This window comes from Prevotella sp. P4-98, from assembly GCF_002251405.1.
Lineage (GTDB): Bacteria > Bacteroidota > Bacteroidia > Bacteroidales > Bacteroidaceae > Prevotella.
In genome coordinates this window covers 1-12,788 of record NZ_NPJC01000003.1, presented here as the reverse complement: position 1 = coordinate 12,788, position 12,788 = coordinate 1, and the positions used below count along the sequence as shown (strand labels likewise).

The following is a 12,788-nucleotide window of genomic DNA, read 5'->3' as shown; positions in this document are numbered from 1 at the left end:
ATCGTATCTCTGCAATCTCATTGCTTAGATAGGCTACACCTCGGAAGTACAAAGAAAAAAGTGTTTTTTCTTTGTACTTCTCTCGGTTTGCACTATCTTTGGACTTGCAGCCCCAAGATACTCACGTTCGGCAAAGCAGAAGAAAAAATGCTTTTTCTTTTGCTTTTCGCTCACTTAATCGTATCTTTGAAGCTATGCTTCTTCGATAGGCTGCACCTCGGAAATAAAAGAAAAACTACGTTTCTCTTTGTATTTCTCTCGGTTTGCACTATCTTTGCACGGAAAATGGTTAGATACTGCATCATAACACTAATGGTCTGGCTATCACTTGCCAGCGGAAAGGCACAGACTACAGATGTGCGCTGCCTCGACTTTATGGGTGTGCCCATCGAGGGAGCGGTCGATTCGTTCCTTGTACGCATACAAGAGAAAAACTTCACACCATGGGGAGATTCGGGAGATGGCGAAGACTATTATTTCCGGGGAAACTTCTATGGCATACGTGCCAAACTGATGGTTAGTGCCGATAAAGACACCAAACGGGTTGAATCGATGTATTTCACCGTGGGACCCTATCGTACCAAAGAGATGATGAACCGCAATACGGCTTATTTCCTCCGCAAACTGTCGCAAGACTATGGCAACTATACCACACGAAACGGATCATACTATTTCTTCAACGACTATGGCAATGTGAAAGTGTCTGTCACTAAAAACAACGATGGGGCTTCGGATATCAATATCTTCTTCCAACCTACTACTCCTTTTTATAAAGATGCGGTACTGTTGGGACTGAAAGGCAAGGTGCAAGAGGTGATGACCACCAATCCGGTGTCGGAGAATGCCATGGAGCGTTTCGCACGAGACGGCAAGATGGAGAATCCTGACATCATGGAGCGCATATATAATGAATATGGTTATCTGACAAAGGCGAAGATGCTGGAACGCAACGGCACAAGCAGCATCAGTTATGAGTATGATGACAGAAACAGACTGGTGCGCCGCACACTGACCAACGAGAAAGCTGCCATCACCTATGTCAATGAGTATATCTACAACGAAAAGAACGAAATACTCAACGAGAGTCAAAAGGTTTATAATGAACAGAAGGAGTGTCTGATGTCGGTCAATATGCGCAATGAATATACCGCCCACGACGATGACGGCAACTGGACACGCAACCAACTTAACATCGTGTATTGGGAGAAAGATGCACAAAGCCAATCTACCAACGTGGTGCAGACACGCAAGATTCGCTATTGGGATGAATAACAATACAGGTGCAACACCCTCCTACTCCACATAAACTTCCACATACAACAATCCCACTCATTAGATGATGAAACGGGAACTTCATCAGGAAAAGTGTGGATTACCCTTGACTATTTATCAAAACAAAGTGTATAAAATATGAAAAAGACAATTATTTTAGCAGTAGCCGTTATTGCTGCAATGTTTGTTGTTTCATGCAATGGCAACAAGACAACAGGTCAGAAAACTGATACAGATAGCCTCAGCTGTGTAGAGAGTGATTCGCTGCAGGCTGATGGCATTGCTATCGAATCGATTGCGGGCACCTATGAGGGAACACTCCCCGCAGCAGATTGCCCAGGAATCAAGACTGTCTTGACACTCAACAGCGATAGCACTTACCAGTATGCTGCCGACTACATTGACCGCAAGGATGGACACGACGAGGCAAGTGGCATCTTCAAGGTATCAGCAAATCATGTGATTGAGATTATCCGCCCATCAAGTGGTGAGGCCTCTTACTACAAGGTTAAGGATGACAATAGCCTTATCATGACCGATTCGCTCGGCAACGAGCCTGAAGGAGAAATGGCTAAACACTATGTGCTGACAAAGAAAAACTAAACTTCAAGCAGAAAGCACTCACGCTATCATACGAAACGAGTCCACGGAAACCATGTTTCGTGGACTCGTTGTTTTTGTCTTCTTATTCAAGAATAATCAATATCAGGACATCTACACTTGCTTCCGATTCCATCCCACACACCATTTCAACATCTTTATCTATTATCTCAACCAGCAGAAATGAAAGAACCGAAAAAGAATGTGTTACACCGCATGACCATTACTACATATTTTATATGTATCTTTGCATCATCCTAAAACAATTAAACTAAAGACATGAAGATCAAACAAAAGATTGTATGGGTTGCTCTTGCTGCAATCAGCGCAACAACCGCTCAGGCACAGGGTTTGAAAGATGCCTACAAAGACTATTTCACTATTGGTGTGGCTGTCAATAAGCACAATATTGCACAGCCTGAACAAATCGCACTGATCAAGCGCGAATTTAACAGTGTGACTGCCGAGAATGATATGAAACCTGTATCGGTACACCCGAAAGAAGGTGTATGGAACTGGGGGGCTGCAGACAGTATTGCCAACTTCTGCCGACAGAATGGTATCAAACTGCGCGGACATTGTCTGGTTTGGCACAGCCAGTTCTCCGACTGGATGTTTACCGATAAAAAAGGTAAGGAAGTGAAAAAAGAGGTGTTCTACCAACGCTTGCGCGAACATATCCATACAGTGGTCAACAGATATAAGGACATTGTATATGCATGGGATGTGGTCAACGAAGCCATGAACGACAACAACATGATGCGCTTCCGTCCTGGACAGGAGCCTTCTCCCTATCGCCAAAGTCGTCTGTTCAAACTTTGTGGCGATGAATTTATTGCCAAAGCTTTTGAATATGCCCATGAGGCAGACCCCAACGCTCTGCTGTTCTATAACGACTACAACGCTGCAGACCCCAAGAAGTGTGAGCGAATATACAATATGGTGAAGAAGATGCAGGATGCCGGTGTACCTATCACTGGTATTGGTATGCAGGGGCACTACAACATCTATGGACCATCGGAAAAGGATGTTGATGCTGCACTGACCAAATATTCTCAGTTGGTAAAACATATCCACATCACCGAACTCGACATCCGTACCAATGAGGAAATGGGTGGACAGTTGCAGTTCTCACGTGGTCAAGCCGTTGCACAGCCCGCATATATTGCTGCACTGCAGGAAGACCAGTATGCACGTGTGTTCCGCGTATTGCGCAAACACAAGGACGTGATTGACAACGTAACATTTTGGAATCTTTCTGACCGCGACTCCTGGCTTGGCGTGAACAACCATCCGTTGCTCTTTGATGCAAACTACAAAGCCAAGAAGGTATATAGCGTAGTGAAGGACTTCAATGTTGCACTCGACCAACATCAGCCTAAGGAAGACTTTGTACCCAGTTCAAAGAACCAGCCTGGACAACAGTATCCTATGGTCAACTCTGAGGGTTATGCCCGTTTCCGCATTGTCGCTCCAGATGCCAAATCTGTTATTGTAAGTCTCGGATTAGGTGGTCGTGGCGGTACAGTACTGCGCAAAGACAAGGACGGCGTATGGACTGGAACTACAGAAGGTCCTATGGATGAAGGTTTCCACTATTATCACCTGACCATTGATGGTGCTGTGGTAAACGACCCAGGTGCCAACAACTACTATGGTTCATGCCGTTGGGAGAGTGGTATTGAGATTCCTGCCCACGATCAAGCATTCTATGAAAACCGCATGAATGTGGCTCATGGTCATGTACAACAGGTATTGTTCCCCTCAAAAAGCACCAACACCGTGCGTCGCGCTTTTGTCTATACTCCACCGACGTATGGCAAAAACAAGAAAGAACGCTTCCCTGTGCTCTATCTGCAACACGGATGGGGCGAGGACGAAACAGCTTGGAGCAACCAAGGTCATGCCAACCTGATAATGGACAACCTGATTGCAGAAGGTAAGTGCAAACCGTTTATCATTGTGATGACCTACGGCATGACCAACGATGTGCGCTTCGGACATATCAATAAGTTTGATGCCAAGGAGTTTGAAACCGTATTGGTGGATGAGCTCATTCCTTATATTGATGCCAATTTCCAGACCAAGGCTGACCGCAACAATCGTGCAATGGCAGGATTGTCAATGGGTGGTTTTGAAACCAAACTCATCACCATGCGCCGCCCAGAGGTGTTTGCATACTGGGGACTGCTGAGCGGTGGACAGTATGAACCTGCCGATCTGAAAGATAAGGGCGAGGTGAAACTGATCTTCCAAAGCTGTGGTAGCAAAGAGCGTCCCGAAGCCATCAACGCTTCAACAGCTCGCTTGAAAGAAGCTGGTTTCAACGCTGTGGGACATATCTCTGAGGGCACAGCCCACGAGTTTCTGTCATGGCGCCGTGCCCTGCACACTATGGCACCGCTGCTCTTCAAATAAAGCATATAGTCAAAAATACTATAATGAAAAAAGCTATCTTATCATTACTCATGCTCTGCTGTGCCATCGTGATGATGGCACAGCCACAGAGCGCATCAGGCGGATTCAAAATGCCCGAAACCAATCCGCAGTACAAGGATTTGAACTATGCAGGCGATAGTTTGGAAGCTCACCGACTGGACATCTATCTACCTGCTACAGGTCATGAGAAGTATAAAGTGGTGATGGTAATATATGGTAGCGCATGGTTTGCCAACAACATGAAGGCCATGGGCTATCTATCAATCGGCAAACCTCTGGTGGATGCCGGCTTTGCCGTAGTAAGCATCAACCATCGTAGTAGCGCTGACGCAAAATTCCCTGCACAGATCAACGATGTGAAAGCCGCCATCCGCTATATTCGTGCCCATGCCGAGGACTATCATCTCGACACCTCGTTCATCGGCATCACAGGATATTCTTCTGGTGGTCATCTGTCATCGCTGGCTGGTGTAACCAACCACATGAAGACACACACCGTAGGTAAGACCACGGTAGATATCGAAGGCAATGTAGGGCATTATACAGACTATTCCAGTGAAGTGGATGCTGTAGTGGATTGGTTTGGACCAATCGATATGGCAACTATGGAACGCTGCGAGACTGTAAAAGATGCCAAATCACCAGAAGCCGCACTGATAGGTGGTGCGCCTGCCGATATGCCTGACATGATTTCACTCACCAGTCCTTACAGCTACGTCACACCAAACATTCCTCGTTTCCTCGTCATACATGGCAATTCCGACAGCGTAGTGCCTTACTGTCAGAGCGAGCGTTTTGCTGCGGCACTGAAGAAAAACGGACGGTTGGAAAAGTTCATCACCGTGGAAGGTGGCGAGCATGGTCCTGTGACATTCAACGAAAATACCTTCAACGAAATGGTGACGTTCTTCCAACAAGAGGCCAAAGCCAAGCAAGCACTCGCTAACCAAGAAGGACAGCCTTCGCTGTGGAATATCCGCGGACAACAGTATCCTAAGGTATTGGCCGACCATCGTGTGGTATTCCGCGTCAAGGCTCCTACTGCCAAACATGTGCAGATAGACCTTGGACGAAAATATGATATGTATAAAGACCGTGATGGCATATGGACTTGTGTGACCGATCCGCAGAGCGAAGGATTCCACTACTATTTCCTCGTAATAGACGGAGTACGTGTGGCAGATCCGCAGAGTGAATCGTTCTATGGCTGTTCGATGATGACCAGCGGTGTAGAGATTCCCTATGATGACATCAAAGCTCCACGCTTTGCCCAACGTGATGTTGCTCGTGGCGACGTACACCGCAAACGATACTTCTCAAAGGTTGACAACAAATGGAAAACCATGTATATCTATACCCCTGCTGCCTACGATACCAATCCCAAAGCCACCTTTCCCGTGCTCTATCTGCAGCATGGTGGCGGTGAGGACGAACGCGGATGGAGCAACCAAGGACTGACAGATATCATTCTCGACAACTTGATTGCCGATGGCAAGGCTGTGCCAATGGTTGTAGTGATGATGGATGGCAACACCAGCGACTTTACTGCCGAATGGACACAAGAGGGGATTCCTTTCGTAGAGAAGAACTTCCGAGTGAAGAAAGGCATGAAGTATCGTGCCTTAGCCGGACTGTCAATGGGTGGAATACATACACTCAACGCCTTGGTGTCAAGTCCTGACCTGGTGAGCTATGCCGGTGTATTCAGTTCGGGATGGTTTAAAGAACGAGTACCTTGGGCATCGTTTATTGATACGGAGGCATGTTACAAAACGCTGAAAGAAAAGGTTGCCATCTACAATAAGAACCTCAAGAAACTTTGGCTGTCAATGGGCGGAGAAGAAGACATCGCCTATGAAAACTGCAAAGCCATGCGTGCACGCTTTGACGAAATGGGTTTGAAATACGACTACTACGAGTACCCAGGCGGTCACACTTGGCCTGTATGGCGCGAAAGCATCTATCAATTTGCGCAACTGATTTTCAAATAATTCATTACTTTTGATTCAACATGGACTGCTCCGGTGATGGAGCAGTCCATTTTTTCTTTGTATTTTCCATCCTGCATCTATCCTTTTTCTGTCAACAACCGAAAAAAAATTGTCGTCATAGAGAATAGTATCAAACTGTCAGACAAAACAGCAACACGCTTAGTCTTGCAGATTACCAAATAAATGTTTGGTCATTACAATTATAAGGTGTAATTTTGCAAAACAAACCCCAATGATATCCAACATGCACCGAAACCACCAGATGCGTACGAGTATGACCAACTATCAGTTCTCACGTATGGGTGATAAGGAAGCGGAGATACGCTCTGAGTTATACTTCCACAAGATGATGAATCAGGCCGACAGATTCGCCAAATTCAAAGACCCACTCAACAGACACTACCTCATCTCGGCATTCGTCAATCTGGTGATATTGCATGCAGAGGCAGGAAATATCCCGTTGAAAGAGTGTCTGAACATGAGCAAAACCATGGAACGCATCTATGCCCAACCCGAATCGCAAGCCATTCTTCAAAAAGACAGTCTGCTGAACGAATATGCCAAGCTCAAGGCGGTGGTGCGAGACGGACGCTACGATAAATACTATACGCTCTATAAGAGATAAATGAGCGATAAGAAACCTGTAAAGACGACAAAGAAGGAATAACAAACTTACAGCAAATCCAAAAAACGCCTTAATATGACACAAGAAAACAACCCACACAACTATCTGAGACTACACATCGGCATACTGTTGGCGGGAGCTACCGGTATCTTCGGGCGTATCATCGCACTAACAGAGATTCCTTTAGTTTGGTATAGAATGCTTATTGCAGCCATCGTACTATGGATTGTAATGCGCATGAACCACCGCGTCAGCATACCCGAACGCCACCAACTTGCACGTATTGCTGGATGTGGCATACTGCTGGCTATTCACTGGGTATTGTTCTACGCCAGTATCAAAGCATCAAACGTAAGTATCGCTGTGGTCTGTATCGCACTCAACGGATTCTTTACTGCCATCATCGAACCGCTCATCGGACACCGACGCATGTCGTGGCATGAACTGGCACTCAGTCTTCTCACTCTGGCAGGCATCCTACTCATCTTCGGTCTGGATACCAGACATCGCACAGGTATCATCATCGGTACATTCTCATCGCTGTTCTACACTTTATTCTCCATTACCAGCAAACGTGTACAACAGCAAACCGGACGCTCAAGCAGCACCATGCTACTCTACGAATTGCTGGCAGGATGGGGCGCTCTGACAGTCATACTGCCAATATATCTCCACCTCTACCCCACCGCAACACTATTGCCTACGGGTATCGACTGGGCCATGATATTGATGTTTGCATCGGTGTTTACCATCGGTCCGTTCCTCACACAGCTACAAGCACTACGCACCATATCAGCATTCACCGTCAATCTGAGCTATAACCTCGAACCGCTTTATAGCATCGTACTCGCCATGATGCTCTTCGACGAAGGACAAGAACTCAATGGCGCATTCTGGTTTGGCGTACTGCTCATCATCCTTTCGGTAGTATTACAAACAGCATTATCAAGGCGAGCCGAAGCAACAATCTGCGGTAAATGATACTTACAGATAGTCAGACAACCAATTAGGATTTATTATAGGCAAAAGAAACATTATCTTATTGATTGATCACTCATCTCTCTTCAAAAGCGTTTAGCTGTTCTTTGTGCAGAATTCATGTAAAAGAGTCTATAGACAAGTTAAATAAAGCTAAATTTCAGCTCAAAGAGTGACAAAGAGTGACAAAGGCGGAAATCATCCTTTTGCACTCGAAATTTCCCTTCCGTCCATCGCAGATCCCAAGCACAGCAAAATCTTTGTGCCTGCCACAGAAGGCAAAAAGATTGATGAAGAGTTTCCCAACTTCAAATCGTGGGCAACAAGCGACGGTCAGAATTCACAAGACTGGTATATGCATCGCAAATAAAGGCCCTAATGAATCATTAAGACTGGACAGTCTATAACACACAGACACAAACTAAACTGTCATCAGATAACGTGAAGACCTCGACACCCTTTATAGGATGCCGAGGTCTTATTACATTCTTACAGCTACTAATTTTATTTTATCCTGATACTTTCCAGTCATTAAGACCAGAAATGTTTTCTATTGAAGATTGTATGTATGTGAGGTTTTATCTTGCGCCATTCATCACATGGCGGCGCATCTTCTGACGCTGACGAATAGCTTCGGGACTGTTATTACCCTGTTGTCGCCAATTGCGATCTACCTGATGCTTACAGTATTTATGTCTGTTGTTCTTAGGATACTTAGCATAGATATGGTGCACATAAGCATGGTCACGCCAAGAGATGGGACGGTAGAAATAATAGGTGTTTTTATATTGATGCCATTGACGTTTGTTGAGCAACGACTTAATCTTTTTGTCTCTACTCTTACATCCTCTACCCTCTATGTCACGGTAACTGCTAATACCATCCAGATAAACAAGGTTGATGCGCAACAGTTCTTGACTCTGAACACGGGTCAATCCGAGTTCGGCTGTCATTATTCGGGTGATATAACTGGCCTCATCCTTCGCATGTTCGAGGCGTTGTGCTTTTGCAGCAACGGCAAACATCAGGATTGTTGCCATTGCGAATACCATTCTTTTCATAACTCTTCGATGTTTGGGTTATACCATGTTTATTATCTCTTCCAGAGCCAGCACGTGAGCGCAAACTCGTATCGTTTGACTTCTGATGGTGCAAAGATACGGAAAAGATGACAATAGAGTCAAGGGGAAATTCATAAACAATAATAGGAAAAACCCTATCGATATCAGGGAAACATGTATAAAGCACAATCCGTCATGTGATATCCACTGTACATTTCCAGCATGCTACTCAAGTTGATTAATAATAACCAAAAAAGGAGCACCCTTATGGGATGCTCCTCCAATAATATCGGATTGTGCTTAATGCCTATCTACGGATTACTCAGCAGAAAGGGTGAAGCGCTTGAAGTCAACGATCTTGAGATCCTTGTCCTGCTTAGCGAGCCACTGTGAAACAGAAGCTTTGTCGCCATCACCGAACTGGAACTCCTGGTCAACGAGACAGTTCTCTTTCAAGAACTTCTGTACGCGACCCTTAGCGATGTTGTCGATCATGTTCTCGTTGAGTGAAGCAGCCTTCTCAGCAGCAGCCTTTACCTTGATTTCGCGAGCCTCTTTAGCCTGCTCCTCAGTAATCCAACCCTTTTTCATGTTGCTCTCGATGTGTTCGTCTGAGTCAACGTGAGCGGGATTGATACCGGCCTTCTTCAGCATGTTCTCAACATACTTCTCAACCTGCTCAAGCTTGGTCTTCTCAACAGCAGTCTTGTACTCCTCGTCGAGAACAGCCTGAGAAACCTTTGAAGCATCGAGTGCTACAGGCTTCATGGCAGCAACCTGCATAGCGAGCTTGTGGCCAATCTCTGCAACGGGTTTGTTGGTTTGTACCATAGTAGCAAGAGTATGCTTGCCCATGTGGTCGTAAACCTCGATATTCTCACCTTCGAGAACATTGTAACCGTCGAGTTCCATCTTCTCACCGGTGATACCTGAACGCTGAGTAACAGCGTCCTGAATCTTCTGACCATCAGCGAGAGTCAGCTCCTTCACAGCTTCGATGTCCTTAGCCTTAGCAGCTACAGCAGCATCGAGGATGCTCTGAGTGAGGGCGATGAAGTCAGCACCGTTGGCAACGAAGTCAGTTTCGCACTTCAGGGCGATGATAGCAGCGAAGCCATCAGCAACCTTTGCAAGAACACAACCGTTTGAAGTTTCGCGGTCGCTACGCTTTGCAGCGATAGCCAAACCACGCTCACGGAGCAGTTCCTTAGCTTTCTCGAAATCGCCTTCAGCCTCGGTCAGCGCTTTCTTAACGTCAGCCAGACCAGCACCAGTCATAGTGCGGAGCTTCTTGATATCTTCAATTGAAATAGCCATAATCTTTTTGCTTTTTTAGAATTGATGATTAAACCTTTAATTACTCTGCAGCAGGAGTATCCTCTTTTGCCTTAGGAGCTTCCTCTGCGGGAGCTTCAGCAGCCTTGCGAGGCTTGCGTGCAGCACGCTTAGCTTTTGCCTCGTCAGCATCAGCCTCAGCCTGTGCGTCTGCAGCTTTCTCGTCGGCTTTCTCTACCTTGCGCTCTTCGAGACCTTCGTTGATAGCCTGGCAGCAAGCATTGAGGATAACCTCTACGCTGTCCTTAGCGTCATCATTGGCAGGAATTACGAAGTCGATGTTGTTGGGGTTAGAGTTGGTGTCAACGATACCGAATACGGGGATACCCAGACGGTTAGCCTCGCGAACGGCAATCTGCTCTTTCAGCACGTCAACAACGAAGAGTGCAGAAGGCAGACGAGTCAGGTCAGCGATAGAACCGAGGTTCTTCTCCAACTTGGCGCGCTGACGGGTAATCTGCAGCAACTCACGCTTTGAAAGGTTGCTGTAAGTACCATCCTGCATGAGCTTGTCGATGTTCGCCATTTTCTTTACGGCCTTGCGGATAGTCGGGAAGTTGGTAAGCATACCACCCGGCCAGCGCTCAATAACATAAGGCATATTCACGCTCGAAGCCTTCTCGGCGATGATTTCCTTAGTTTGTTTTTTAGTAGCGACGAACAGTACTTTCTTGCCGCTCTTGGCAATCTGCTTCAATGCTTCAGCAGCCTCGTCAATTTTAGCTGCAGTCTTGTGGAGGTCAATGATATGAATACCGTTACGCTCTGTGTAGATGTACTGAGACATAGCGGGATTCCATTTGCGCTTCATGTGACCGAAGTGACATCCGGCCTGAAGCAATGTATCAAAATTAGTTCTTGACATTGTCTTAATGCTTTAAAATTGTTGTTTACTTTCTTTTTAATTCTTGTTGTTAGAACCAGCCGGCAGGTAATCCTATGATGGAGTCCTACCAGTTTAGATACTAAACGTGTCCAGTAGATATTAACGCTTACTGAACTGGAAGCGACGACGTGCCTTGGGCTGACCTGGCTTCTTACGTTCAACCTCACGTGAATCGCGGGTCAGGAAGCCTTGTACCTTAAGGGCCTTCTTGTCTTCTGCATTAACCTTAACGAGTGCACGGGCAATAGCGAGGCGGAGAGCCTGGCTCTGACCAGTGAAACCACCACCGTCGAGGTTAGCCTTGATGTCATATTTCTCAGCCACTTCGAGCAGGTTCAGCGGCTGCTTAACCACGTACTGCAGGATAGCTGAAGGGAAATATACACTGATATCTTTCTTGTTGATCGTGATTTTGCCTGTGCCTTCGCTCAGGTAAACGCGAGCTACAGAGCTCTTACGACGACCGATTGCATTAATCATTTCCATCTTCTATCTTATTATTTATACTGGTTAATATCAATTGCTTTGGGTTTCTGTGCCTCGTGGTTGTGCTCAGTTCCTTCATAGATGTAGAGGTTGTCGAGCAAGCTACGACCGAGTGGGCCTTTGGGAAGCATACCTTTGACAGCGTGCTTCAAGATACGCTCAACGCCGAATGGCTGCTTGCGCAACATGGCGGGAGAGGTGAAGCGCTGTCCACCGGGATAACCAGTGTAGCGGGTGTAAACCTTGTCGGTTTCCTTTTTGCCGGTGAAAACCACCTTAGCGGCATTGATGATGATAACGTTGTCGCCACAATCTACGTGTGGTGTGTAGTTGGGCTTGTACTTTCCGCGGATGAGCTTAGCTACTTTAGAAGCGAGGCGACCAACAACCTGGTCTGTGGCATCAATAACCACCCACTCCTTCTTAGCTGTTTCCTTGTTAGCGGAAATAGTCTTGTAACTCAAAGTGTTCATTTTACTTTTTTTAATTTAACTACTAAAAAACATTTAATTCTCTTTTCTCTTATGCACAGACAAATACCACGGCAGAGGTCTAACTCCCTGCAGCAGTCTAACGTCTTGTGCTGAATCGTGATTCACAAACCGCTTTGCCCGGCCAAAGGCACTGCTATTTACACACGGTTCACGGGGATTCTAAGTCTCTCCCCAATAATCGGACTGCAAAGTTACGACTTTTCTTTTGATAGTCAGAGTGTTTAAGCTTGAAGATTATTATATTTATGATTATTTAACATTCAGCAAATTCATGATAACTGACCACACACTGCAAACGCGCAGCAAGCGTAATGAATCAATTCAACGATAATAAGGCAAGACCAAAAGTGTCACAGACAAACAAGCAACAAGCTTTATTACCATCGTTGTTCATACACTACCAAGTAAACTTGCTATAAATCACTTTTTAAATTTAGCAGATACATGGCGCGATGAGGTCAGCAAAAAATATGCTTCGGTCCATATATAATATTTCACTAGTGTCCACTAAATAAATTTAAGACTTAATTCTCTTACAGTTTGTAACTTCTCGGCAGGTTCGCTTTTGCCGAGCAAATCTACGAGAGGGGTTCTGTCCAACAATGAGACAGATAAAATTCT

Annotated in this window: 12 protein-coding genes; 7 read left to right on the top strand and 5 right to left on the bottom strand. The window is 45.8% G+C overall.

Annotated elements, in window-relative coordinates:
• Positions 1-312 precede the first annotated feature (312 nt).
• From CIK96_RS00855 to CIK96_RS00825, 7 genes are all read left to right on the top strand, one after another.
• Complete coding sequence (locus CIK96_RS00855; protein WP_094439078.1) at positions 313-1,272, top strand: hypothetical protein; 960 nt, start codon at positions 313-315, stop codon at positions 1,270-1,272.
• A gap of 138 nt (positions 1,273-1,410) precedes the next feature.
• A complete protein-coding gene (locus CIK96_RS00850) occupies positions 1,411-1,875 on the top strand; it encodes a copper resistance protein NlpE (protein WP_094389815.1) in 465 nt (154 codons plus the stop codon).
• 276 nt (positions 1,876-2,151) lie between these two features.
• The gene (gene xyn10D/fae1, locus CIK96_RS00845) at positions 2,152-4,290 is read left to right on the top strand and encodes a bifunctional endo-1,4-beta-xylanase/feruloyl esterase (RefSeq protein ID WP_094435241.1); all 2,139 of its coding nucleotides are present in this window, start codon (positions 2,152-2,154) and stop codon (positions 4,288-4,290) included.
• A gap of 23 nt (positions 4,291-4,313) precedes the next feature.
• The gene (locus CIK96_RS13420; protein WP_254047045.1) at positions 4,314-6,302 is read left to right on the top strand and encodes an alpha/beta hydrolase-fold protein; all 1,989 of its coding nucleotides are present in this window, start codon (positions 4,314-4,316) and stop codon (positions 6,300-6,302) included.
• 232 nt (positions 6,303-6,534) lie between these two features.
• The gene (locus tag CIK96_RS00835) at positions 6,535-6,927 is read left to right on the top strand and encodes a hypothetical protein (RefSeq protein ID WP_144007463.1); all 393 of its coding nucleotides are present in this window, start codon (positions 6,535-6,537) and stop codon (positions 6,925-6,927) included.
• A 75-nt stretch (positions 6,928-7,002) separates the two neighbouring features.
• Positions 7,003-7,908: a DMT family transporter gene (locus CIK96_RS00830; protein WP_094389817.1), complete on the top strand. Its 906-nt coding sequence runs from the start codon at positions 7,003-7,005 to the stop codon at positions 7,906-7,908.
• 169 nt (positions 7,909-8,077) lie between these two features.
• A complete protein-coding gene (locus CIK96_RS00825; RefSeq protein ID WP_158214812.1) occupies positions 8,078-8,275 on the top strand; it encodes a DUF4842 domain-containing protein in 198 nt (65 codons plus the stop codon).
• A gap of 208 nt (positions 8,276-8,483) precedes the next feature.
• Here CIK96_RS00825 and CIK96_RS00820 read toward each other — a convergent pair whose 3' ends face one another.
• The 5 genes from CIK96_RS00820 to rplM form a co-directional block, all read right to left on the bottom strand.
• Positions 8,484-8,966: a hypothetical protein gene (locus CIK96_RS00820; protein ID WP_144007462.1), complete on the bottom strand. Its 483-nt coding sequence runs from the start codon at positions 8,964-8,966 to the stop codon at positions 8,484-8,486.
• Positions 8,967-9,284: 318 nt separating this feature from the next.
• Entirely contained in the window at positions 9,285-10,283 is a 999-nt protein-coding gene (gene tsf / locus CIK96_RS00815) for a translation elongation factor Ts (protein ID WP_094435247.1), read from the bottom strand.
• 40 nt (positions 10,284-10,323) lie between these two features.
• Positions 10,324-11,166: a 30S ribosomal protein S2 gene (gene rpsB / locus CIK96_RS00810; protein WP_094389821.1), complete on the bottom strand. Its 843-nt coding sequence runs from the start codon at positions 11,164-11,166 to the stop codon at positions 10,324-10,326.
• A 120-nt stretch (positions 11,167-11,286) separates the two neighbouring features.
• Positions 11,287-11,673 (bottom strand): 30S ribosomal protein S9, encoded by a 387-nt coding sequence (gene rpsI / locus CIK96_RS00805; protein WP_094389822.1) that lies wholly within the window; start codon positions 11,671-11,673, stop codon positions 11,287-11,289.
• 11 nt (positions 11,674-11,684) lie between these two features.
• Positions 11,685-12,146, bottom strand: coding sequence for a 50S ribosomal protein L13 (gene rplM / locus CIK96_RS00800; RefSeq protein WP_094389823.1), 462 nt, complete (start codon positions 12,144-12,146; stop codon positions 11,685-11,687).
• Between the last annotated feature and the right edge of the window lie 642 nt (positions 12,147-12,788).

Coding starts and splice junctions, on each gene's coding strand:
- CIK96_RS00855 (WP_094439078.1), top strand. CDS start 313: ATGGTCTGGCTATCACTTGCCAGCGGAAAGGCACAGACTACAGATGTG.
- CIK96_RS00850 (WP_094389815.1), top strand. CDS start 1,411: ATGAAAAAGACAATTATTTTAGCAGTAGCCGTTATTGCTGCAATGTTT.
- xyn10D/fae1 (WP_094435241.1), top strand. CDS start 2,152: ATGAAGATCAAACAAAAGATTGTATGGGTTGCTCTTGCTGCAATCAGC.
- CIK96_RS13420 (WP_254047045.1), top strand. CDS start 4,314: ATGAAAAAAGCTATCTTATCATTACTCATGCTCTGCTGTGCCATCGTG.
- CIK96_RS00835 (WP_144007463.1), top strand. CDS start 6,535: ATGATATCCAACATGCACCGAAACCACCAGATGCGTACGAGTATGACC.
- CIK96_RS00830 (WP_094389817.1), top strand. CDS start 7,003: ATGACACAAGAAAACAACCCACACAACTATCTGAGACTACACATCGGC.
- CIK96_RS00820 (WP_144007462.1), bottom strand. CDS start 8,966: ATGAAAAGAATGGTATTCGCAATGGCAACAATCCTGATGTTTGCCGTT.
- tsf (WP_094435247.1), bottom strand. CDS start 10,283: ATGGCTATTTCAATTGAAGATATCAAGAAGCTCCGCACTATGACTGGT.
- rpsB (WP_094389821.1), bottom strand. CDS start 11,166: ATGTCAAGAACTAATTTTGATACATTGCTTCAGGCCGGATGTCACTTC.
- rpsI (WP_094389822.1), bottom strand. CDS start 11,673: ATGGAAATGATTAATGCAATCGGTCGTCGTAAGAGCTCTGTAGCTCGC.
- rplM (WP_094389823.1), bottom strand. CDS start 12,146: ATGAACACTTTGAGTTACAAGACTATTTCCGCTAACAAGGAAACAGCT.